Annotated in this window: 21 protein-coding genes; 16 read left to right on the plus strand and 5 right to left on the minus strand. The window is 72.0% G+C overall.

Translation table 11 applies throughout. The annotated features are described in order from the left end of the window. Positions 1 to 58: 58 nt before the first annotated feature. Positions 59 to 1003, plus strand: coding sequence for a LysR family transcriptional regulator (locus ABZ893_RS09780; RefSeq protein ID WP_361399577.1), 945 nt, complete (start codon positions 59 to 61; stop codon positions 1001 to 1003). Positions 1004 to 1085: 82 nt separating this feature from the next. Here the strand turns inward: ABZ893_RS09780 and ABZ893_RS09785 are convergent, their stop codons facing one another. Continuing rightward, on the minus strand, positions 1086 to 1775 hold the full coding sequence (locus ABZ893_RS09785; protein WP_361400186.1) for a gamma-glutamyl-gamma-aminobutyrate hydrolase family protein: 690 nt from the start codon (positions 1773 to 1775) through the stop codon (positions 1086 to 1088). 226 nt (positions 1776 to 2001) lie between these two features. Further along, the gene (locus ABZ893_RS09790; protein ID WP_361399578.1) at positions 2002 to 2727 is read right to left on the minus strand and encodes an FCD domain-containing protein; all 726 of its coding nucleotides are present in this window, start codon (positions 2725 to 2727) and stop codon (positions 2002 to 2004) included. 86 nt (positions 2728 to 2813) lie between these two features. On the opposite strand from ABZ893_RS09790, the gene ABZ893_RS09795 reads away from it, so the two are divergent. The 5 genes from ABZ893_RS09795 (at position 2814) to ABZ893_RS09815 (ending at position 8749) form a co-directional block, all read left to right on the plus strand. Continuing rightward, positions 2814 to 4178 (plus strand): glutamine synthetase family protein, encoded by a 1365-nt coding sequence (locus ABZ893_RS09795; RefSeq protein ID WP_361399582.1) that lies wholly within the window; start codon positions 2814 to 2816, stop codon positions 4176 to 4178. 73 nt (positions 4179 to 4251) lie between these two features. Then, on the plus strand, positions 4252 to 5625 hold the full coding sequence (locus tag ABZ893_RS09800; RefSeq protein ID WP_361399585.1) for an aldehyde dehydrogenase family protein: 1374 nt from the start codon (positions 4252 to 4254) through the stop codon (positions 5623 to 5625). A gap of 7 nt (positions 5626 to 5632) precedes the next feature. Beyond that, entirely contained in the window at positions 5633 to 6415 is a 783-nt protein-coding gene (locus tag ABZ893_RS09805) for a 3-oxoacyl-ACP reductase (protein WP_361399588.1), read from the plus strand. A 68-nt stretch (positions 6416 to 6483) separates the two neighbouring features. Continuing rightward, entirely contained in the window at positions 6484 to 7776 is a 1293-nt protein-coding gene (locus ABZ893_RS09810; RefSeq protein ID WP_361399591.1) for a haloacid dehalogenase-like hydrolase, read from the plus strand. A gap of 34 nt (positions 7777 to 7810) precedes the next feature. After that, a complete protein-coding gene (locus ABZ893_RS09815) occupies positions 7811 to 8749 on the plus strand; it encodes a DUF2510 domain-containing protein (protein WP_361400189.1) in 939 nt (312 codons plus the stop codon). Between the two features lie 20 nt (positions 8750 to 8769). Here the strand turns inward: ABZ893_RS09815 and ABZ893_RS09820 are convergent, their stop codons facing one another. Further along, positions 8770 to 9972 carry an amino acid deaminase/aldolase gene (locus tag ABZ893_RS09820; protein WP_361399594.1) on the minus strand — a complete coding sequence of 401 codons (1203 nt, stop codon included), beginning with the start codon at positions 9970 to 9972 and terminating at the stop codon, positions 8770 to 8772. Positions 9973 to 11145: 1173 nt separating this feature from the next. Here ABZ893_RS09820 and ABZ893_RS09825 point away from each other — a divergent pair. Continuing rightward, positions 11146 to 11961, plus strand: coding sequence for a hypothetical protein (locus ABZ893_RS09825; RefSeq protein ID WP_361399597.1), 816 nt, complete (start codon positions 11146 to 11148; stop codon positions 11959 to 11961). After that, complete coding sequence (gene mycP / locus ABZ893_RS09830; protein ID WP_361399600.1) at positions 11958 to 13124, plus strand: type VII secretion-associated serine protease mycosin; 1167 nt, start codon at positions 11958 to 11960, stop codon at positions 13122 to 13124. The genes ABZ893_RS09825 and mycP overlap by 4 nt, the downstream gene beginning before the upstream one ends. Positions 13125 to 13130: 6 nt before the next feature. Here the strand turns inward: mycP and ABZ893_RS09835 are convergent, their stop codons facing one another. Further along, the gene (locus tag ABZ893_RS09835; RefSeq protein ID WP_361400192.1) at positions 13131 to 13829 is read right to left on the minus strand and encodes a serine hydrolase; all 699 of its coding nucleotides are present in this window, start codon (positions 13827 to 13829) and stop codon (positions 13131 to 13133) included. A gap of 103 nt (positions 13830 to 13932) precedes the next feature. Between ABZ893_RS09835 and ABZ893_RS09840 the strand changes: the two genes are divergently transcribed. Beyond that, positions 13933 to 14664, plus strand: a complete 732-nt coding sequence (locus ABZ893_RS09840) for an SseB family protein (protein WP_361399603.1) — start codon at positions 13933 to 13935, stop codon at positions 14662 to 14664. A 110-nt stretch (positions 14665 to 14774) separates the two neighbouring features. Here ABZ893_RS09840 and ABZ893_RS09845 read toward each other — a convergent pair whose 3' ends face one another. After that, entirely contained in the window at positions 14775 to 15137 is a 363-nt protein-coding gene (locus ABZ893_RS09845) for a DUF1844 domain-containing protein (RefSeq protein ID WP_361399606.1), read from the minus strand. A 346-nt stretch (positions 15138 to 15483) separates the two neighbouring features. On the opposite strand from ABZ893_RS09845, the gene infC reads away from it, so the two are divergent. The 7 genes from infC to pheT all read left to right on the plus strand — a co-directional run bounded on the left by infC (position 15484) and on the right by pheT (position 23025). Continuing rightward, positions 15484 to 16209, plus strand: a complete 726-nt coding sequence (gene infC / locus ABZ893_RS09850; protein ID WP_361399608.1) for a translation initiation factor IF-3 — start codon at positions 15484 to 15486, stop codon at positions 16207 to 16209. Positions 16210 to 16326: 117 nt separating this feature from the next. Further along, positions 16327 to 16521, plus strand: coding sequence for a 50S ribosomal protein L35 (rpmI, locus tag ABZ893_RS09855; protein WP_100597076.1), 195 nt, complete (start codon positions 16327 to 16329; stop codon positions 16519 to 16521). 97 nt (positions 16522 to 16618) lie between these two features. After that, entirely contained in the window at positions 16619 to 17002 is a 384-nt protein-coding gene (gene rplT, locus ABZ893_RS09860) for a 50S ribosomal protein L20 (RefSeq protein ID WP_037628363.1), read from the plus strand. A 182-nt stretch (positions 17003 to 17184) separates the two neighbouring features. Beyond that, positions 17185 to 18030, plus strand: a complete 846-nt coding sequence (locus ABZ893_RS09865; RefSeq protein WP_361399611.1) for an RNA methyltransferase — start codon at positions 17185 to 17187, stop codon at positions 18028 to 18030. 55 nt (positions 18031 to 18085) lie between these two features. Next, positions 18086 to 19246 carry an ATP-binding protein gene (locus tag ABZ893_RS09870; protein ID WP_361399613.1) on the plus strand — a complete coding sequence of 387 codons (1161 nt, stop codon included), beginning with the start codon at positions 18086 to 18088 and terminating at the stop codon, positions 19244 to 19246. Between the two features lie 144 nt (positions 19247 to 19390). Then, entirely contained in the window at positions 19391 to 20515 is a 1125-nt protein-coding gene (pheS, locus tag ABZ893_RS09875) for a phenylalanine--tRNA ligase subunit alpha (RefSeq protein WP_361399615.1), read from the plus strand. Beyond that, on the plus strand, positions 20515 to 23025 hold the full coding sequence (gene pheT / locus ABZ893_RS09880; RefSeq protein ID WP_361399617.1) for a phenylalanine--tRNA ligase subunit beta: 2511 nt from the start codon (positions 20515 to 20517) through the stop codon (positions 23023 to 23025). The genes pheS and pheT overlap by 1 nt, the downstream gene beginning before the upstream one ends. Positions 23026 to 23278: the final 253 nt, after the last annotated feature.

Below are 23278 nucleotides of genomic sequence, written 5' to 3' on the forward strand. Positions count from 1 at the left end.
CCGCCGGGCCGCTCCCCCCGCCAGGGACCATCCCTCTATGAGGGCATAAGCTAGGTTTATGAGTGGCGATACGGCAGGTGCGGCGGACGGTTCGACGGTCGGGGCGGGGCTGGCCCACCGGGTCCCGGACCTCGGCGCCCTGGAACTCCTGCTCGCCGTGGCGCGGCTCGGCAGCCTCGGCCGCGCCGCCCGCGAGACAGGCATCACCCAGCCCGCCGCCAGCAGCCGCATCCGCTCCATGGAGCGCCAGCTCGGCGTCGCCCTCGTGGACAGGTCCCCGTCCGGCTCACGGCTCACCGACGCGGGCGCGCTCGTCACGGACTGGGCGCGGCGGATCGTCGAGGCGGCGGAGGCCTTCGACGCGGGCGCGCAGGCGCTGCGCGACCGCCGGGACTCGCGGCTTCGCGTCGCGGCGAGCATGACCATCGCCGAGTACCTGCTGCCCAACTGGCTGCTCGCGCTCCGCGCGGAGCGCCCCGACACGGCGGTGTCGCTCCACGCGGGCAACTCGGCGGCGGTCGCCGAGCGCCTGCTCTCGGGCGAGGCGGATCTGGGCTTCGTCGAGGGCCTGGACGTGCCGCCCGGCCTGGACGCCACGGTCATCGCCCGGGACCGGCTCATCGTCGTCACCGCCCCCGGCCACCCGTGGTCCCGGCGCAGGAAGCCGCTGGCCCCCGACGAGTTGGCGGCGACGCCGCTCATCCTGCGGGAGCGGGGCTCCGGTACGCGCCAGGTGCTCGACGCCGCACTCGGGGGCCTCGCCCGCCCCCTCATCGAGCTGTCCTCGACGACGGCGGTGAAGGCGGCGGCGGTGAGCGGCGCGGGCCCCTCGGTCCTGAGCGAACTCGCCGTGGGCGAGGAACTGGCGGCCCGCAGACTGGTCGAGATCCCGCTGGAGGGGGTACGGCTTCGCCGCGACCTGCGAGCGGTGTGGCCGACGGGTCATCGGCCGGTGGGGCCGGCGAGGGATCTGCTGGCGCTCACGCGGGGGCGGTCGACGTAGGACGCTTACGCGGGGGCGGTCGGTGTGGGGCGGGTGCGGGCCGCGTGGGGCAGGGAGTTTCGGCTGAGCCCCGCAGGGCGCGTCAGTTGGTGCCGCCCGCCGCGCGGATCAGGCCGTTCATCACGCGCGTGTCCTCGCCCATCTCCGGGTGCCACTGGACGCCGAGTACCCAGGTGAGGCCCTGGAGTTCGATCGCCTCGACCGTGCCGTCCGCCGTGTGCGCGGAGGCGAAGAGACCGCGGCCGAGACGGTCGACCGCCTGGTGGTGGTACGTCGGCACGTCCGACACCTCCGGCACCAGCTCGCTGTAACGCGTCCCCGGCACCGGCGTCACCGCATGCTGGCCGAAGACGCCGATGTCCTTGACGTGTCCCTCGATGTGCTGGGTGAGCGTGCCGCCGAGCGCCACGTTCAGGAGCTGCATCCCGCGGCAGATGCCGAGCAGCGGCTTCCCGCACGCCAACGCGGCCCGGATCAGGGCGAGTTCCCACGCGTCCCGCTCCACCGCGGGAGGCCCGGTGCGCTCGTCGCGCGCGGCGCCGTAACGGCCCGGATCCACGTCGGGCCCGCCGGAGATGACGAGCCCGTCGAGCCGCGCGACCACCGAGGGCGCGTACGAGGGGTCGTCCGGCGGCAGCATCGCGGCGAGGCCGCCGGCGGACTGCACGAGCCGTGGGTACCCGGCGGCGAGCAGCGCCGCGGGCAGCTCCCACACGCCCCAGCTCGCCTGCGCCTCCCAGTACGTGCTGACGCCGATCAGTGGCCTGCCCATCATGTGCCCGTGCTCCCTCGACGTGCTCGGTCCCATCTCCGTCAGGTCGCCCTGAGGGTACGAGATCATCGCGGCGAACACCGCGACGTTCAGAATGCGGGCACTCCCGGAACGACTCAATGGTGTACGCGAAAACCTTTGTGGCGGGCGCGTGAAGAAATCAAGCCCCCGGGCCGGTGTCGTCGCCGTAACGCGGCACGTCAGAAAGCCCCGGTGCCGCAACCCGTCACGTCAGAAACCCCCGCAGCAGCGCCGCCGTCCCCGCGCAGTGCTCGCGCATCATCTCCCGCGCCCCGTCCGCGTCCCCGTCGAGCACGGCCTCGACCAATGCGGTGTGCTGGCGCTGCGAATGTTCCAGGTTCCGTACCAGCAGCGGGATGCAGTCGAGCAGGTCGTTGACCGTCGCGCGCACCGCCGCGTACTGGGCCGTGAGCGTGGGGGAGCCGCACAGTTCGGCGAGCGTGAGGTGGAGGAGGGTGTCGAGGCGCCGGTAGTCGGCGAGCGGCGCGTCATGCGTGCGGGCCAGCGCGTCACGCAGCTGCTCCGCCTGCTCGCCGGTCAGTCCGTGCGCGGCGCACAGGCCCGCCGCGCCCACCTCCAGGACCTCGCGGAAGCGCAGCGCGTCCTCCACGTCGACGTCCGCGAGGCGGCGGCGCAGCTCGTCCTCGCCGGGGGCGTCCGTGCGGGCCACGACGAACGTGCCGCCGTACCGCCCCCGGCGCGACTCGACGAGCCCCTGGTCCTGAAGCACCTTCAGAACCTCCCGCAGCGTCACCCGGCTTATCCCGAGCCGCTCCGCCAACTCCCGCTCCGACGGCAGCCGTTCACCGCCCGGCACCAGGCCGAGCCGGACGACCTGGAGGATCTGCTCAAGGGCCTCCTCGAACCCGTTGCCCGCCCGCACGGGCCGCAGCACCGGCGTGAGCCGGTCGTCACCCTCGGTGTGCGACATGTCGCCGCGCCCCCTTCCCAAGCAATGGTTCTCCGCAATACCTTATGGGTCTCGGCTGACCGAAGAAGCCCCAAGGAGGCTTTCCCGTGGCAGACCGCACACCCCCACTCACCGTCGAGGAACTGCGCGCCCTCGTGGCGAGCGGAGAGATCGACACTGTCGTCCTGGCCTTCCCCGACATGCAAGGCCGGCTCCAGGGCAAGCGGTTCGCCGCCCGCTTCTTCCTCGACGAGGTCCTCGCCCACGGCACGGAGGGCTGCAACTACCTCCTCGCCGTCGACACCGACATGAACACGGTCGACGGCTACGAGATGTCCTCCTGGGACCGCGGCTACGGCGACTTCGCCATGCACGGCGACCTCGGCACCCTGCGCCGCGTCCCCTGGAACGAGGGCACCGCGATGCTCGTCGCGGACCTGGCCTGGAACGACGGCTCACCCGTCGTCGCCGCCCCCCGGCAGATCCTGCGCCGCCAGCTGGACCGGCTCGCCGCACTCGGCTACACCGCGAACGTCGGCACGGAACTCGAGTTCATCGTCTTCAAGGACACCTACGAACAGGCCTGGGACGCGGGTTACAAGAACCTCACCCCGGCCAACCAGTACAACATCGACTACTCGGTCCTCGGCACCGGACGCATCGAGCCGCTGCTGCGCCGCATCCGCAACGACATGGCCGCCGCCGGTCTCGTCGTGGAGTCCGCCAAGGGCGAGTGCAACCCCGGCCAGCACGAGATCGTGTTCCGCTACGACGAAGCCCTCGTCACCTGCGACCAGCACGCCGTCTACAAGACCGGCGCCAAGGAGATCGCGGCCCAGGAGGGCTACGCGCTCACCTTCATGGCCAAGTTCAACGAGCGCGAGGGCAACTCCTGCCACATCCACCTCTCGCTCGCCGACGCCGACGGCCGCCCCGTCTTCGCAAGCGTCCGACCCGGTGGCATGTCACCCGTCATGCGGCACTTCCTCGCCGGGCAGCTCGCCGCGCTCCGCGACTTCTCCCTGCTCTTCGCGCCCAACATCAACTCGTACAAGCGGTTCCAGCCCGGCTCCTTCGCGCCGACCGCCGCCGCATGGGGCCACGACAACCGCACTTGCGCCCTGCGTGTCGTCGGCCACGGCCGCTCGCTGCGCCTCGAACACCGGCTGCCCGGCGGCGACGTGAACCCGCACCTCGCGGTCGCCGGACTCGTGGCCGCGGGCCTCTACGGACTGGAGCAGAAGCTCGAACTGCCCGAGGAATGCACCGGCAACGCCTACACCGGCGACTACGCGCACGTCCCCACGACCCTGCGCGAAGCCGCCGAACTGTGGGAGACCAGCCCCATCGCCAAGGCCGCGTTCGGCGACGAGGTCGTCGCCCACTACCGCAACATGGCGCGGGTCGAACTCGACGCGTTCGACGCCGCCGTCACCGACTGGGAACTCCGCAGGTCCTTCGAAAGGCACTAGAGCCCTTCGGGCGGACCTTGGGAAAGACAGGCCCTGGAGGCCGGGCAACTCCACGTAGGACGAAAGGCTCGACGTGCACGACATCCTCAACCCGGCGACCGAAGAAGTCATCGCCACGATCCACGGGACCCACCGCGACCAGGTCGACCTCGCCGTCGAGCGCGCTCATCGCGCGCAGCGCACCTGGGCCGCGGCCGCCCCCGCCGACCGGGCCCGGCTGCTGCGCCGCTTCGCCGCCGTGGTCGACGAACACAACGAAGAACTCGCCCGGTTGGAGGTTCGCGAGGCCGGACACACGCTCGGCAACGCCCGCTGGGAGGCCGGCAACGTCCGCGACCTGCTCGACTACTCGGCCGGGGGAGTGGAACGCCTGACCGGCCGCCAGATCCCGGTCGCCGGCGGTCTCGACATCACGATCCTCGAACCCCTCGGCGTCGTCGGCGTCATCGCGCCCTGGAACTTCCCGATGCCCATCGCGGCCTGGGGCACCGCCCCCGCGCTCGCCGCCGGCAACGCCGTCATCCTCAAGCCCGCCGAGACGACCCCGCTCACCGCCCTGCGTCTGGCCGAACTCGCCCTGGAAGCAGGCCTTCCCGAGTATCTCTTCCAGGTCCTCCCGGGCGCGGGCGACGTCACCGGCACCGCCCTCGTCGAGCACCCCGGCGTCGCCAAGATCGTGTTCACCGGCTCCACCCGCATCGGCAAACTGATCGCAGCCCAGTGCGCCGACCAGGTCAAACGCGTGACGCTCGAACTCGGCGGCAAGAGCCCGAACATCGTCTTCGCCGACGCCGACCTCGAAGCGGCCGCAGCCTCCGCCCCCATGTCGTTCCTCGACAACGCGGGCCAGGACTGCTGCGCCCGCACCCGCATCCTCGTCCAGCGCTCCGTCTACGACCGCTTCCTGGCCCTGCTCGCCCCGGCCGTCGAGTCCGTCGTCGTCGGTGACCCCTCCGACGAGAAGACCCAGATGGGCCCGCTCATCTCCAAGACCCAGCTGGAGCGCGTGCGGTCCTACGTCGACGGGGGCGCGCAGGCCATCAGGGGCAGCGCACCCGAGGGCGACGGATTCTGGTTCCCGCCGACCGTCCTCACGGACGTGGCCCCCGACGCGCCGGCCGCCACGGAGGAGGTCTTCGGACCCGTCGCCGTCGTGCTGCCCTTCGACGACGAGGCCGACGCCGTGCGCCTCGCCAACGCCACCGAATACGGCCTCTCCGGCTCCCTGTGGACCCGCGACGTGGGCCGCGCCCTGCGCGTCGCGGGCGCCGTGCGCGCCGGGAACCTGTCGGTCAACTCCCACTCCAGCGTCCGCTACTCCACCCCGTTCGGCGGCTACAAGCAGTCCGGCGTAGGCCGCGAACTCGGCCCCGACGCCCTCACCGCGTTCACCGAGACCAAGAACGTCTTCATCAGTACGGAAAGTACGGAAAGCACGGAGGCCTGAGCCAGTCATGACCGACACGAACATCTGCCGCCGCCTCGTCGGCCGCACCGCCGTCATCACCGGGGCCGGCAGCGGCATCGGACTCGCCACCGCCCGCCGCCTCGCCTCCGAGGGCGCCAACGTCGTGTGCGGCGACATCGACGAGGCCGCCGGCAAGAAGGCCGCCGAGGACGTAGGCGGCACCTTCGTCCAGGTCGATGTCACCGACGCCGAACAGGTCGAGGCCCTGTTCAAGACGGCGTACGACACCTACGGCTCGGTCGACATCGCGTTCAACAACGCCGGGATCTCGCCCCCCGACGACGACTCCATCCTGGAGACGGGCCTGGAGGCCTGGAAGCGCGTCCAGGAGGTCAACCTCACCTCCGTCTACCTGTGCTGCAAGGCCGCCATCCCCTACATGCGGCAGCGGGGCAAGGGCTCCATCATCAACACCGCCTCGTTCGTGGCCCGCATGGGCGCGGCCACCTCGCAGATCTCGTACACCGCGTCCAAGGGCGGCGTCCTCGCCATGTCGCGCGAGCTGGGCGTGCAGTTCGCGCGAGAGGGGATCCGGGTCAACGCCCTGTGCCCGGGGCCGGTCAACACCCCACTCCTGCAAGAGCTGTTCGCGAAGGACCCGGAGCGCGCCGCCCGCCGCCTCGTGCACATCCCGGTGGGCCGTTTCGCGGAGGCCGACGAGATCGCCGCCGCCGTGGCCTTCCTCGCCAGCGACGACTCCTCGTTCGTCAACGCCACGGACTTCCTGGTCGACGGCGGTATCTCCGGCGCGTACGTCACGCCCCTGTAGACCGGCGCCGCGCGACACGATGTGCGCACCCTCAACAGGCCCGGCACGTTCGGGTACGGTCCCCTCACATGCGTAACAACCATGTTGCCGCGTGGACTTCGGTAGCGGCCGCCGCACTCATGGCGGCCGCCACCCTGAACTCTCCTGCGGCCGCCGCCACGTCCGCACCGTCCGCTTCCAACGCTTCCCACGGCTGCCCGCAGCTGTCGGCGAAGCTGCCCTGGTACGGGGAGAACCGGGCGCGACTCCAGCGCATGATCGACGAACGCGGGACCTGCGGAGGCATCAAGGGCCCGCGCCCCGTCGCCGCGTTCGACTGGGACAACACCGTCTCCAAGAACGACGTCACCGACGCGACCATCGCCTGGTCGCTCAAGCACGACAAGATCCTCAGGCCCGCGAGCTGGAAGCAGACCAGCAAGTGGCTGACCGACGACGCGGACAAGGCCCTCACCACGGCCTGCGGCACCGACGTCCCCGTGGGCGCACCCCTGCCCACCTCCACCGACACCGACTGCACCGACGAGATCTTCAACATCCGCGAGTCGGGAAAGACGATGAGCGGCGCCGCCGCCTTCGCCGGCGAGTGGAACCACCGCCGCACCGTCCCCCAGTACGCCTGGGTCCCCCAGCTCTTCGCCGGACACACCGTCCCCGAACTGGAGTCGTACGCCGCTCAGGCACGCCGCGAGGCCCTCCGCGCCCCCGTCGGCGCCACCCAGACCCTGGGCACCCACACCGTCCCCGGCTACGTCCGCTACTACGAGCAGCAGCGCGACCTCATCCGCACGCTCCAGAAGGCCGGCTTCGACGTCTACATCGTGTCGGCCGGGTCCGAGCCCGTCACCGAGGTGTGGTCACGCGGCGTCGGCATCGACCGCGCCCACACCATCGCCATCCGCTCCGTCCTCGACAGCCGGGGCCGCATCACGACGTACAACGAGGGCTGCGGCGGCACCGGCCGCACCCAGGGCGAGGCCATCCCGTACATCGACGGCAAGCGCTGCTGGATCAACCAGGACATCTACGGGATCAAGGGCGCCGGGGCCTGGGACCGGCAGGACCCCGGCCACCGCATCGCCCTCGGCGGCGGTGACGCCGACACCGACGTCACCTTCGTCGGCGACGCCACCGGCGCGCACCTCGTGCTCAACCGCAACAAGAACGAGGTGATGTGCCGCGCCTACGACAACGCCGACGGACGCTGGGTCGTGAACCCCATGTTCATCGAGCCGCTGCCCCAGAAGCCCGGCACCTACCCCTGCTCCACCGCCGCCTACAACAAGCCCGAAGGCGGATTCGGCCCGCTCCTGCGCGAGGACGGCTCCGTCGTGAGCGACAAGACGGACACCGCGCACTGACGTCCGCCGCACGACCTAGAGTGCCGGGGTGAGCATGACACCCCCGCCGGGCTGGTACCCGGACCCGACGGCCCCGCCCGCCGAACGCTGGTGGGACGGGGCCGCATGGACCGAACACCGGCGGCAGCCGCAGGACGCTCCGGCCGCGCAGGGGGTGCCGGGCTTCGGGCCGCCTCCCGCATCGCCCGTAGGACCTGTGGCCACGGGCGGCCGGACCAGGGCCGTCGTCCTCGGCGGCGCCGCGATCGTGCTCGTCGCGGCCATCGCCACCGGCGCCGTCGTCCTGCTCGGCAGTGACAGCGACCCGCAGTCCCGTACCGGCCCAACGACCAGCGCCTCGACGCCGACTGCCCCCACCGCCGCGGAGAGCACCGCCTCACCCAGCCCCACCGAGGACGCGAACACCGCCGTCGACCAGCTCAACGGCATCACGCTCCCCGTCATCGACGGCTGGCAGAAGGCCGAGAACGTCGTCGACGACGACACGCTGATCACCACCACCGGCACCTACGACTGCCCCGGCGACTGGGGCGTGTGCCGGCACGGCACCGTCGTCTCCCGCACCGTCACCGGAACCGACGAGACCTCCCCCGAAGCCATCGCCAAGAAGGACATCAAGGACGCGGCGAACGCCTCGTACGACAAGAACGGGACCGACACGCAGCACTACGGCGGCATCGTGTCGCACCAGCAGGTCGCCGCCCGCCAGACCGCCGTCGCGGGCCGCGCGGGCTACCTCGTCCGCTGGAAGGTAAAGACGGCGAAGGGACCCGGCGGTTACGTCGAGTCCGTGGTCTTCCCCTCCAGCGTCGGCTCCGAGGCCCTGGTGGCCGTCCGCATCACCGTCGACGCCGGCAAGGACGCGCCACCGCTCTCCGACATGGACCGCATCGTCAAGAGCATCAGGGCGGTCGGCGACAGCACGTCCGGAGGCGGTGTCGGCAGCAGCATCGGCCCGACAGCCACCCCCTAGCGCGGCTCAGACTTCAGCGGTCAGAGGAACGTGTAGCCCTCGCCCCGGTACGTCGGCACGCTCGCCGTCACCTTGTCGCCCTCCACCAGGCGCAGCACGTCGAACCGTTCACACAGCTCGCCGGCCTTCGCGTGCCGGAACCACACCTTGTCGCCGATCAGCAGGTCGTCGGCGGGCGCCCCGAGCAGCGGGGTCTGCACCTCGCCGGGTCCCTCCTGCGGGTCGTAACGCAGGCCCTCCGGGAGGTACGGCACCGGCAGCCGGTCGGGGCCGGCGACGCCCGACGCCGGGTACCCGCCGCCGAGGACGGTCACCACGCCGACGCCCGGCCGGCGCACCACGGGGTGGGCGAACAGGGCGGCGGGACGGCCCGTGAACGACGTGTAGTTGTCGAAGAGGCGCGGCACGTAGAGCCCCGACCCCGCCGCGATCTCGGTCACCGCGCGCTCGGCCGCGGTGTGCTGCACGCTGCCCGTGCCACCGCCGTTCACGAACTCCAGGTCCGGCACCACCGTCCGTACGGCGCGCACCACTTCGGCCCTGCGGACGGCCAGTTCCTTACGGGCCGCGGCCTGCATCAGCCGGATCGCCCGCGACCGCACCGGCCGCCCCGCGATCGAGTCGCCGACGCCCGCGACATGCCCTTCGTACGCCATCACGCCCACCAGTCTGAACCCCGGCCGACGGGCCACCGCCCTTGCCATGTCGGCGACTTGGGCGGGGGAGTGCAGCGGGGAGCGGCGCGCGCCGACCCGTACCCGGCCGCCCAGCACCTGCCACGACGTGTCCAGTTCCAGGCAGACCCGGATCTCCTCCTGCCCGCCGTCCCGCGCGTCGTCGACGAGCCGCAGCTGCGCCGGGTCGTCCACCATCACCGTGACGGCGGCCGCGAGCTTCGGGTCGTGCGCCAGCTCGGCGAAACCGGCGCGGTCCGTCGACGGGTACGCCAGCAGGACGTCCTCGAAACCGGACCGGGCCAGCCACAGGGACTCGGCGAGCGTGAACGACATGATCCCGGCGAAGCCCGGGCGGGCCAGGACCCGTTCGAGCAGCGCCCGGCAGCGCACCGACTTGCTCGCGACCCGGATCGGCTTGCCGGCCGCCCGCCTCACCAAGTCGTCCGCGTTGGCGTCGAAAGCGTCCAGATCGACGATCGCGACCGGTGCGTCGAGGTGTGCGGTGGCCCGGTCGTAGCGGGCTCTGTCGGCTGCGCGCGGTGTCATGCCCGAAGCCTGCCAGACGCGATTACCGCGGGGTAGGGGGAGGATCCGGGCAGATCGTCCTGACCAGCGCTCCGGGTTCCCTGCGGGGCGCTGTCAGCCCGTAGAGTGACGCGCGCAGGACGAGTACGGGACGGGGGACGGGGAGGCATGACCACGCAAGCGCGCCGCGCCTCGATCCCCCCACGCCCCTCCCAGCCACCCACGCGCCAGGACGACTTGCCCGCGTCCGCCTCCGGCTCCCATTCGCCGATACCGGCTCCGGGCCAGACGCCTCCGCCGCCTCCGGCCTCGGCCCGCTTCCCGGACGCACCGCCTGCGGCTCCCGCTGCGCCCGGTCCGGTGGCGAACGTTCCGGCGTCGCCTGCGCGACCTGTGGCTGCGCCGGGGACGGTGACGAACGTTCCGGGGTCGGCGGGGGCTACGGGTCCGGTGCCGGTGCGCCACGAGGCGGCGAGGCCGCTGCGCCCGGCGAACGTTCCTCCGCAGGCCACGCCTGCGGGCCCGATGCCACCGGCCGCGCCTTCCGGCTCCATGTCGCCGACCGCGCCTTCCGGCCGCCCGTCGTCCGTCGCGTCCCCGGGGCCCGTGCCGCCGGTTGCGCCTTCCGGCCGCCCGTCGTCCGCCGCGTCCCCCGGCCCCATGCCGCCCGAGCGCCCGACGGAGACCACGGCTCGGCTGCGCCCGATCAGGAACTCCGCGGCGGACGGAACCGGCGAAGCCGCTCCGGGCCGTCCGGCGCAGCCGCCCGCGGCCGGCACCCCCGCCCGCCAGACGCAGCCGCCCGCGGCAGGCGCCCCAGGCCGCCCGGCCGCGCCTTCACCGGCAGCCGCTCCGGCACACCAACCCCCACCGGGTACGTCGCCGGGCCGCCCGGCCACGCCCTCGCCGGCGGCGCCCCCGGCTCACCAGCCCCCGCCCGGCGGTGCGTCGGCAACCCCGGCCACGCCCTCCCAGGGGACCACCCCGCCTCACCAGGCGGCCACCCCCGCCCGCCCCATCGCCACGCCCCCCGCCCAACACCCCACCGCCCCCCGGCCGCCCGCCAACCACTCCGCCGTACCCCGGCCGGCCACCCCTCCCACGCCCCCCGCCGGACCCCCGCCCGCCGGAGGCACCCGGCGTCCCATCGGCTCCGTAGACCTCACCCCCGGGCCCGGCGCCGGACGGCCCTTCGTGTTTTTTCCGAGGCCCGCCTCGTACGACGACAGCACCACCCGCCTGCGTCCCATCGGTGCCCGTATCCGGCCCCGCGTCGCCGTGGCCGCCGCGTGTGCCGTGCTCGGCCTCGGGCTCATCGGCGGTGCGGCGACCGGGAGTTGGCTGACCGGGGACAGCCCCGGCATCGGTGCGCCCAGCGCGTACACCACCGCCGGAACCCTCTGGCACAGCGCCCCCGTCGACCAGCTCTTCCCGCCCGTCATCAAGGGCACCGGCGCCGGACCCGGCGGAGCCGACCGCACCTGGACGCGTATCGCCGTCGCCCCCGACAGCACCTGCGAGAACGCCTTCGACCCGCTGCTGCACCGTGCGCTCCGGCAGGCCGGCTGCCTGCGCCTCCTGCGCGCCACCTACACCGACGCCACCCGCAGCCATGTCACCACCGTCGGCCTGCTGTTCACCAAGGCGGACGCCGACGCGATGAACGCGCTGCGCACCCGGTTCACCGAGGACGGCCTCGACCGCAGGACCGACCTCATGCCCCGCCCGTACGCGGCCAAGGGCACCGTCGCCGAAGGGTTCGGCGACGCGCAGCGGGCCTCCTGGTCCATCGCCGTCCTCACCGACGCGCCCGTCGTCGCCTACGCGGTCTCCGGCTTCGCGGACGGCCGTAAGGTGACCGACCCGCAGCCCGCCGCCGAGGCCATGAAGTCCACCAGCGTCACCGCGCCCGCGCAGGCCGGCCTCGGCTACGAGGCACAGGGCGTCGCCGACCGGATCGAACGCCGCCTGCGCGCCACCGTCGCGCGAGCCACCGAGGAACCGTCATGACCCGCCCGGCCGCCGCCTGGCGCACCGCCGCCACCGCCCTCACGGCCGCCACGGCCCTCGCGCTGCTCCCCTCGACCACGGCCTACGCCGACTCCGTACGCGCCCAGCAGTGGGGCCTCGACGCCATGCACACGGAACAGGCCTGGCGTACGACCAAGGGCAAGGGCGTCACCGTCGCCGTCCTCGACACCGGAGTCGACGACTCCCACCCCGACCTCAAGGGCAACGTCCTGCCCGCCAAGGACTTCGTCGGCATGGGCGCCAAGCGCGGCGACCGCTCCTGGGCCCGGCACGGCACCGCGATGGCCGGGATCATCGCCGGGCACGGCCACGGTGCGGGCGGCGGCGACGGCGTACTCGGCATCGCGCCCGAGGCGAAGATCCTGCCCGTTCGCGTGATCCTGGAGGACGGCGACCCGGCCCGCAAACAGGCCCGGTCCACCCGGGGCAACGCACTCGCCGAAGGCATCCGCTGGGCCGCCGACCACGGCGCCGACGTCATCAACCTCTCCCTCGGCGACGACTCCGCGACCGCCCACCCGGAACCCTCCGAGGACGCCGCGGTCCAGTACGCCCTCAAGAAGGGCTCCGTCGTCGTCGCCTCGGCCGGCAACGGCGGCAAGAAGGGCGACCACGTCTCGTACCCGGCCGCGTACCCCGGCGTGATCACGGCCACCGCCGTCGACCGCTACCTCCACCGGGCCCCGTTCTCCACCCGCCGCTGGTACGCCACCGTCAGCGCCCCCGGCAACGCCATCGCGATCGCCGACCCCGACCGCACGTACTACTCGGGCTGGGGCACCAGCGCCGCATCCGCGTTCGTCTCCGGCGCCGTCGCCCTGGTCCGCGCGGCGCACCCCGGCCTCACTCCGGCGCAGATAAAGCAGCTCCTGGAGGACACCGCCCGGGACACGCCCGCGGGCGGCCGCGACGACTCGCTCGGCTTCGGCTTCGTCGACCCGGCCGCCGCGATCCGCGCGGGCGACGACCTCAAGCCCGAGGGCCTGCAAGCCGCGTCCTACCGGAAGCGGTACTTCGGCCCCGGCCCCGACACGGCCGACGCCGCGGCCACCGGCTGGGTGGGCCCCCTCGCGGGCGGCCTCGGCGTGGTGCTCCTCGTGGCCGCCGGATACCTGTGGCGCGGCCGCCGCTCCCACCACTGACCCGGCTCAGCCGCAGAGCACACCGACCGCCGCCTTCGCGACACGCTCCACCAGCGCCACCCCGGCCTCCATGGTCGCGTTGCCGTCGGAGAGCACGGCGACGAGACACGCCTTCCCGCGTACGGTCACACGGCCCACGCTGTTGATGACCCACAACCCCTCCGGGCCGGTCGGCAGCCACCCGTTCTTCAGCGCGCACCCGTCGCCCGTATCCGCCGCCGCGGACACACCCCACCGCTGGTCAGCCGCAGTCCGCCCCATCAGCGAAGCGACATACGCACGCGACGCCCTGCTCAGGCCGGAATGCCGGGGGTCGAACACGACCCGCAGCAGCGCCAGTTGATCCCGGGCCGTCGTCCGCGTCAGCCCCCAGAGCCCGCCCGCACCCGCGACCGTCCCGGTCAGCCCGAGCGCCACGTTCGCCGCGCCCAGCCCCTCCGCACCGCCGACCGCCTCCCACAGAGCCGTCGCGGAAGCGTTGTCACTGTCCTCGATCATCGCCACCGCGTACGCACGTTCCTCAGAGGTCAGCGCCCGCCCGGCCTCCTGCGCCCGCAGCAGCAGCGCCACGAGGACATCGACCTTGACGATGCTGGCGGTGGCATACGCCGACGCCCCGTCGTATGCGGCATCCTCCGCCGCCCCGTCGAGCGCACCCACCGCCACGGCGCACCGCGCGCCGCCGCCGGGAAGAGCCGGCAGCAGGGGTGCCAGCACCTCCGTCAGCGCGTCGTCACGATTCACGCCCGCGAGTCTGCGCCCCGCCCGCCCCGAGCGCCAGGCCACCGGGTCGGTAAGGTCGGTGGACGTGGCGAACAAGAACATTCCCGACCCCGGCTTCCCCGACGACGACGGCAGCGCGGACCCGCGGCTGAGCGCGGCCCTCGCGGCCTGGGCCGAGGACCGCACGGCACACGGCCCCGTCCTCGAGGCCCTCAAGGAAGCACGGCTCCTCGTCCCCATGGTCGCCGTGCTCGGCGAGGTGGAGGAGGACGAGAACGGGCTCCGCCGCGAGAAGACCAGCGACATGGCCGTCCCCACGCTGACGGCGGGCGACCGCAAGGCCCTGCCCGCGTTCACCTCCATCGAGTCCCTGGCCCGCTGGGACAAGGCGGCCCGCCCCGTCGCGGTCCCCCTGCGCCAGGCACTGGAGGCCGCCGCCCACGAGAAGGCCGACACCGTGGTCATCGACCTCGCGGGCCCCGTCGCCTACGAACTCACCGGCGCGGCCCTGCGCGCGGCCGCCGAGGGCCGCACCAGCGCCGAACCGCTCGCCGACCCGGCCGTCACGGAGGCCGTCCGCGCCGCCGTCGCCGCCGAACCCGGAGTGCTCCGCGCCCACCTCGGCCCGGGCAACGCGGACGGCATCCTGGCCCTGGTCATCGACCCGGCCACCGACACAGCCGAAACCGCCCGCGCGGTGGCCGAACGAATCGCCGCCGACGAAACACTGAGGGCCCGCCTGGTACGAGGCCTCGACCTGGCACTACTGCCACCCGAAACCACGCCACCCGGCGAGCCCTTGTACGTACGCCCCTAAAAGTAAAAGAGCGCTCTCTCTTAAACGTGCGCTCCCTTAAATGTGCGCCCCCGAAGGGGCGCGGGGAACTGCGCGACCAGCCCAAACGGACCGATCGTCACGGGCACCACCTAGCCATAAACGGCGCCCGTGTACTTCTCACCAGGCCCCTGCCCCGGCTCGTCCGGCACAAAGGACGCCTCGCGGAACGCAAGCTGCAACGACTTCAGCCCATCCCGCAGCGGAGCTGCGTGGAACGAGCTGATCTCGGTAGCGCTAGCGTCAAGCAGCCCGGCAAGCGCGTGCACGAGCTTGCGCGCCTCGTCGAGATCCTTATGGGCGTCGCCCTCCTCGGTGAGGCCCAGCTTCACGGCGGCGGCGCTCATCAGGTTGACCGCGACCGTCACGATCACCTCGACGGCGGGGACCTCGGCGATGTCCCGGGCCAGGGCGTCGTAGTCGGTGTTTTCGGCGGCGGGGGTGGCGTCATTCATGCCTCACACGATAAGCGGCCCGCGTACCCGGTTGGGCCCACCCCCCGGGAGCTGCTAACCTTGTGTAACGACCGGCCGGACACCCATGCACTCGCTTGAGTGACCGGCCCACAAGTGGAGGCTCCGATCTCCCACCTGACCGCTCCTAGGGGCGGCGGGTCACCGGTCAGACGGTCCCCATCGTTCCGTACGGACGATGGAGCCGTCCGATGTGCGCCCCGCGGTCACGCGGCGGTGTTCCGGTATTCCTTGGAGCCCCGCCTGTGTACCGTCCGGGGCATTTTTCATGCGCCGGCGCGGTTGGTGCTTACGAAACAGACGTTACGCGGCGGTCCGCCAGACCGTCGTGTGGTGCTACCGAGGAGGATCCATCAGCGCCGAGCCCCGCATCAACGACCGGATTCGCGTTCCCGAAGTGCGACTTGTCGGTCCCAGCGGCGAGCAGGTCGGGATTGTTCCGCTTGCCAAGGCCCTTGAGCTTGCTCAGGAGTACGACCTCGACCTCGTCGAGGTGGCGGCGAACGCCCGTCCGCCCGTCTGCAAGCTCATGGACTACGGCAAGTTCAAGTACGAGTCGGCCATGAAGGCCCGTGAGGCGCGCAAGAACCAGGCGCACACGGTCATCAAGGAGATGAAGCTCCGGCCGAAGATCGACCCGCACGACTATGACACCAAGAAGGGTCACGTCGTCCGGTTCCTCAAGCAGGGCGACAAGGTCAAGATCACGATCATGTTCCGTGGTCGCGAGCAGTCCCGGCCGGAGCTCGGCTACCGACTGCTCCAGCGTCTCGCTTCGGACGTCGAGGACCTCGGGTTCATCGAGTCGAACCCGAAGCAGGACGGCCGAAACATGATCATGGTTCTCGGTCCGCACAAGAAGAAGACCGAGGCCATGGCCGAGGCCCGCGAGGCCCAGGAGGCCCGCAAGGCCGAGCAGGCGGCCCTGCCGACGCACGGCCGCACGCAGCGGGCCAGCGACGACGCCGCCGAGTCGGAGTCCGAGGCCCCGGCCGAGGCGACCGACGAGGCCCCTGCCGACGAGGCTCCGGCCGAGGCTTCCGCCGAGGCCTGATCCGGTCACGTACAGCCCGTACGGACCGGATGCCAACCGATACATCTGGACGTTCCGTATGCCGGTCCGCACCCCCGGGCCGGCAGGGAGCGCCACTGACGAGGAGAGAACGGCGCTATGCCGAAGAACAAGACGCACAGCGGTGCCAGCAAGCGCTTCAAGATCACCGGCTCCGGCAAGGTGCTCCGTGAGCGCGCCGGCAAGCGCCACCTGCTCGAGCACAAGTCGTCCCGCGTGACGCGCCGCCTCACCGGCACGGTCGAGCTGGCCCCGGGCGACGCCAAGAAGATCAAGAAGCTTCTCGGCAAGTGAGTTCCGGCGCGCGACAGCGCGCCAGAGCTCGCACCGGGACCCAATCGAATTCGGGCCGTGTGAGTCCAACCACGGCCCCGCTACAAGGAGTTAACTAGTGGCACGCGTCAAGCGCGCAGTGAACGCGCACAAGAAGCGTCGGGCGATCCTCGAGGCCGCCAGCGGTTACCGCGGTCAGCGTTCGCGTCTGTACCGCAAGGCCAAGGAGCAGGTCACCCACTCCCTGGTCTACAACTACAACGACCGCAAGAAGCGCAAGGGCGACTTCCGTCAGCTGTGGATCCAGCGCATCAACGCCGCTGCCCGCCAGAACGGCATGACGTACAACCGCCTCATCCAGGGTCTGAAGGCCGCCAACATCGAGGTGGACCGCAAGATCCTCGCCGAGCTGGCCGTCAACGACGCCAACGCGTTCGCCGCGCTGGTCGAGGTTGCGCAGAAGGCGCTTCCGGCTGACGTCAACGCGCCCAAGGCTGCGTGACGCTCCGCTTTTAGCTGGATGTATCGGACCCGCAAGCCATTTGGTTTGCGGGTCCGATTGCGTCCCGTCCGGCTGCCGTCAGTCGTCCGCGCGTCGTCGGGGGCTGGTCGCGCAGTTCCCCGCGCCCCTTACGGGGCGCACCCCCCGCCCCCTTTTCGAACCCGCCCCCACGAAGGTGAGTAATGGCCGTCGGCCCTGAGTTGATCTCTCCCAAGTCGTCTCGTGTCAGTGCCGCACGGCGGCTGGCCCGGCGGAACTTCCGGGGGAAGGAGCGGCTCTTCCTGGCCGAGGGGCCGCAGGCCGTACGGGAGGCCGCCGCGCACTCCGACACCCTCGTCGAGCTGTTCGCCACCCCCGACGCCGCCGAGCGCTACGCCGACATCGTCGCGGAGGCGCGCACCGCCGGTGCCAAGGTGCACCTCGCCGACGAGGACGTCATCGCCGACATCTCGACGACCGTCACCCCGCAGGGCCTCGTCGGGGTCTGCCGCTTCCTGGACACCCCCTTCGACACGATCCTCGCCGCACGCCCCAAGCTCGTCGCCGTGCTCGCCCACGTGCGTGACCCCGGGAACGCCGGCACCGTTCTGCGCTGCGCCGACGCCGCCGGAGCCGACGCCGTCGTCCTGACCGACGCCTCCGTCGACCTCTACAACCCGAAGTCCGTGCGGGCGTCCGTCGGTTCGCTGTTCCACCTGCCGGTCGCCGTCGGCGTACCCGTGGAGCGGGCCGTGCAGGGGCTCAAGGACGCGGGCGTGCGGATCCTCGCCGCCGACGGGGCGGGGGAGGACGACCTCGACACCGAGCTCGACCGCGGCACCATGGGCACCCCCACCGCCTGGATCTTCGGCAACGAGGCCTGGGGACTCCCGGAGGAGACCCGCGCACTCGCCGACGCCGTCGTACGCGTCCCGATCCACGGCAAGGCCGAGAGCCTCAACCTCGCCACGGCGGCCGCCGTCTGCCTGTACGCCTCCGCGCGCGCACAGCGCGCCCCCGGAGGGTGCCGCTCCGTCACCCCCAGCTAGTAGGGTGGCGAACTCGGAGGCCACCGCGTCGTTCCGAGAGGCGGGATACGGGGATATGAGCGTCGGCACCAGCAGAGCACCGGGGGCACCAGACTCCCTGCGCCGCCCCGCGGCCCGGTGCGGCCCCGACCCGGACGCCCTCGCCGACGTCGCTGACCTGGGGATCCACCCCGACGACCTGCCCGACGGACTCGTCGTCGCCGACGAGAGCGGACATGTCATCTGCTTCAACGCGGCGGCGGTGCGCATCACCTCCGTCCCCGCCGCCGAAGCGATCGGCGCCCCGCTGGAGAGCGTGCTCCCGTTAGAGGACCTGGAGGGCCGCCGCTGGTGGCAGCTCACCGATCCGTACGGCGGCCTCGCCACCCGCGTCGGCCAGCCCGAGCGCAATCTGCTGCTGCCCGGCGCCCGCGAAGTCCTCGTCTCCGCCCGGTACGTGCGAGAGGTGCCCACCGGCCCCGTCCGCCGCCTCGTCGTCACGCTGCGGGACACCGAGGCCCGCCGCCGCACCGAGCGCAGCCACGCCGAACTGATCGCGACCGTCGCCCACGAGCTGCGCTCGCCCCTCACCTCCGTGAAGGGCTTCACCGCGACACTGCTCGCCAAGTGGGAGCGCTTCACCGACGACCAGAAGAAACTGATGCTGGAGACCGTCGACGCCGACGCGAACCGGGTCACGCGCCTCATCGCCGAACTCCTCGACATCTCCCGTATCGACTCGGGCCGCCTCGAAGTGCGCCGTCAGCCCGTCGACATCGGCGCCGCCGTCAGCCGCCACATCCAGGCCCACGTCGCCTCCGGCCAGGCCGCCGACCGCTTCCTCGTCCGCGTCGAGCAGCCGCTGCCCGACCTCTGGGCCGACCCCGACAAGATCGACCAGGTGCTCAGCAACCTCCTGGAAAATGCCGTGCGCCACGGCGAGGGAACGGTCACCATCGAGGTCATGCCCTCGGCATCACCCCGCGAGCGGGAGTACGCCGGCACGTCGGTCACCGTGAGCGACGAGGGCCCCGGCATCCCGGAGGAGTCCATGAACCGCGTCTTCACCCGCTTCTGGCGGGGCAGCAAGCGCGGCGGCACCGGACTCGGCCTGTACATCGTCAAAGGCATCGTCGAGGCCCACGGCGGAACGATCACGGTCGGCCGCGCCCCCCGCGGCGGCGCCCAGTTCCGATTTACGTTGCCCGTGGGAGCCCCGGCGTATCTGAACGCTTGAGCGAGCTGCCCCCACGGGCGCATCGGCACACCCCACCCCCGTTAGACTCGGTCTTTGGCACTTTGCGTCCCTGTACCAGAGACGAATCGTCTCCGAGTCGTGGACGGGGACCATCCGCCAAACCAACCGGAAGCACGGGAAGAGATGTCGGCACCGAATAAGTCGTACGACCCTGTTGAGGTCGAGGCCTTGAAACCGGAAGAGATCGAGCGGATGCGGGACGAGGCGCTCGCCGCCTTCGCCGCCGCGGACTCCCTCGGCGCGCTCCAGGAGGCCAAGGTCGCCCACACCGGCGGCACCTCCCCGCTCTCGCTCGCCAACCGCGAGATCGGCGCCCTGCCCCCGCAGGCCAAGGCCGAGGCCGGCAAGCGCGTCGGCATGGCCCGCGGCGCGGTCAGCAAGGCGCTCGCCGCCCGCCAGAGCGAGCTCGAGGCCGAGCGCGACGCGCGCGTCCTGGTCGAGGAGGCCGTGGACGTCACGCTGCCCCACGACCGGACGCCGGCCGGCGCCCGCCACCCCCTGACCACGCTCTCGGAGCGCATCGAGGACGTCTTCGTGGCCATGGGCTACGAGGTCGCCGAGGGCCCCGAGGCCGAGGCGGAGTGGTTCAACTTCGACGCCCTGAACATCGGCCCCGACCACCCGGCGCGCGGTATGCAGGACACGTTCTTCGTCCAGGGCCCCAAGGGCCGCGAGGCGGAGTCGAACGTAGTCCTGCGCACCCACACGTCCCCCGTGCAGATCCGGTCGATGCTCGACCGTGAGCCGCCGGTCTACGTGATCTGCCCGGGCCGCGTGTACCGCTCCGACGAGCTGGACGCCACGCACACCCCGGTGTTCATGCAGGTCGAGCTGCTCGCCGTCGACGAGGGCCTGACCATGTCGGACCTCAAGGGCACCCTCGACCACATGGTCCAGGCGCTCTTCGGCGAGGGCATGAAGACCCGCCTGCGCCCCAACTTCTTCCCGTTCACCGAGCCGTCCGCCGAGATGGACATGGTTTGCTACGTGTGCCGCGGCGAGTCCGTCGGCAACCCGGACCGGCCGTGCCGTACCTGCTCCTCCGAGGGCTGGATCGAGCTCGGCGGCTGCGGCATGGTCAACCCCAAGGTGCTGCGGGCGGCCGGCGTGGACCCGGAGAAGTACAGCGGATTCGCCTTCGGGTTCGGCATCGAGCGGATGCTGATGTTCCGCCACAACGTCGAAGACATGCGAGACATGGTCGAGGGTGACATCCGGTTCACCCGGCCGTTCGGGATGGAGATCTGATGCGTATCCCGCTTTCCTGGCTGCGGGAGTACGTCGATCTCCCCGCCACCGAGACCGGCCGCGACCTGCAGGCCAAGATCGTCGCCACCGGCCTCGAGGTCGAGACGGTCGAGCAGCTCGGCGCCGGCCTCAAGGGCCCCCTCGTCGTCGGTCAGGTCCTGACCATCGAGGAGCTGGAGGGCTTCAAGAAGCCCATCCGCTTCTGCACCGTCGACGTCGGCCAGGCCAACGGCACCGGCGAACCGCAGGAGATCGTCTGCGGCGCCCGTAACTTCGCCGTCGGCGACAAGGTCGTCGTGGTCCTGCCGGGCGCCGTGCTGCCCGGCGACTTCGCGATCGCCGCGCGCAAGACGTACGGCCGTACGTCGCACGGCATGATCTGCTCCGGCGACGAGCTGGGCATGGGCGACGACGGCTCCGGCGGCATCATCGTGCTGCCGCCCGAGCACGAGGTCGGCACCGACGCGATCGCGCTCCTCGAGCTCGTCGACGAGGTCCTCGACATCGCCGTCACCGCGAACCGCGGCGACTGCCTGTCCATCCGCGGCGTCGCCCGCGAGACCGCCATCGCGTACGGGCTCCCGCTGCGCGACCCGGCGCTGCTCGACGTGCCCGCGCCGAACGCGCACGGCTACCCCGTGCAGATCTCCGAGCCGACCGGCTGCGACCGCTTCACCGCGCGCACCGTCACCGGCCTGAGCCCCGAGGCCCGCTCCCCGATCTGGCTCCAGCGCCGCCTGCAGAAGGCGGGGATGCGCCCGATCTCGCTGGCCGTCGACATCACCAACTACGTGATGCTGGAGCTCGGCCAGCCCCTGCACGCCTACGACCGCTCCCTCGTGCAGGGCACGATCGGCGTGCGCCGGGCCGAGCAGGGCGAGAAGATCACGACGCTCGACGGCGCCAAGCGCGTCCTCGACGCCGAGGACCTCGTCATCACCGACGACCGCGGCCCGATCGGCCTCGCCGGTGTCATGGGCGGCGCCGACACGGAGATCGCCGACCACGACGCCGAGGCGGGCACCTCCGACGTGGTCATCGAGGCCGCGCACTTCGACCCCGTCGCGATCGCCCGCACCGCGCGCCGCCACAAGCTGTCCACCGAGGCGTCCAAGCGCTTCGAGCGCGGCGTCGACCCGATGGCCGCGTCCGCCGCGGCCCAGCGTGTCGTCGACCTCCTCGTGCTGCTCGCGGGCGGCACCGCGGAGGAAGGCGTCACCGAGGTCATCGCGCCCCACGCGCCGCACATCATCACGATCCCGGCCGACCACCCCGACAAGGTCGCGGGCGTCACCTACGGCCGCGAGACCGTGGTGCGCCGCCTCCAGCAGGTCGGCTGCGACGTCTACGGCCAGGACAACCTGAACGTCACCGTGCCGTCGTGGCGTCCCGACCTCGCCGACCCGAACGACCTGGCCGAAGAGGTCATCCGGCTCGAGGGCTACGAGAACCTGCCCTCGACGCTGCCGAGGCCTCCGGCCGGCCGCGGTCTGACCGAGCGCCAGCGTCTGCACCGCCGTGCCGGCCGCGCCCTGGCGGGCGCCGGTTACGTCGAGGCGCTGAACTACCCGTTCATCAGCGACGAGACGCTCGGCAAGCTCGGCATCGAGAAGGACGACCCGCGCCGCACCACGGTCAAGCTGGTCAACCCGCTCTCCGACGAGGAGCCCGCGCTGCGCACGACGCTGCTGCCGGGTCTCCTGGAGGCGCTGCGCCGCAACGACGGGCGTGGCTCGCACGACCTGGCGCTCTTCGAGACCGGCCTGGTTTTCCGGCCGACCGGCGAGGAGCAGCCGGCGGTCCGCCTGCCCGTCGACCGTCGTCCCACCGACGAGGAGATCGCCGGGCTCGACGCCGCGCTGCCGCGTCAGCCGCGCCACGCCGCGGTCGTCCTCACGGGCGCCCGTGAGCAGGCCGGCTGGTGGGGCAACGGCCGTCCGGCCGACTGGGCGGACGCCGTCGAGGCGGCCCGCACCGTCGCCCGTGAGGCCGGTGTCGAGCTGATCGTCCGGAACGACCAGCACGCGCCGTGGCACCCGGGCCGGTGCGCCGCGCTGTCCGTCGTGGTGGACGGCACGGAGACGCTGGTCGGCCACGCCGGTGAGCTGCACCCGCGCGTCATCAAGGCGCTGCACCTGCCCGAGCGCAGCTGCGCGATGGAGGTCGACCTCGACCTTCTGGAGCAGGCCGGTACCGGGGCGATTCAGGCGCCGCGGATCTCCACGTTCCCTGTGGCCACGCAGGATGTCGCGCTTGTCGTTGACTCGTCCGTGCCGGCCGCCGAGGTGGAGAAGGCGCTTTGTGAGGGGGCGGGGGAGCTTCTTGAGTCTCTTCGTCTGTTCGATGTGTTCACGGGTGAGCAGCTGGGTGAGGGGCGTAAGTCTCTTGCGTACGCGCTGCGGTTCCGTGCGGCGGATCGCACGCTGACTGTGGATGAGGCGTCTGCGGCTCGTGACTCGGCCGTTTCGCTGGCCGCTGAGCGGACTGGGGCGGTGCTTCGGGGGGCGTAGGGGTTCGCCGGTTGGCGGTTCCTGTGTTTGTGCGGGGAGCTGTGTGGGCTTTGGCTGCGGGTTTTTTGTGGCTGGGGTTTGCGCAGTTCCCCGCGCCCCTTTTTGGGGGTGGTGGGGGTGTGGGGATGGGTGCGGGCTCGGTGGGGGCTTGTCGCGCAGTTCCCCGCGCCCCTTTCGGGGCCCGATGTCGGCTGCGGGTTTGGTCGTGGCTTGTCGCGCAGTTCCTCGCGCCCCTTTGGGGCGCTTGTGGCGG

The organism is Streptomyces sp. NPDC046821 (assembly GCF_040645335.1).
Lineage (GTDB): Bacteria > Actinomycetota > Actinomycetes > Streptomycetales > Streptomycetaceae > Streptomyces.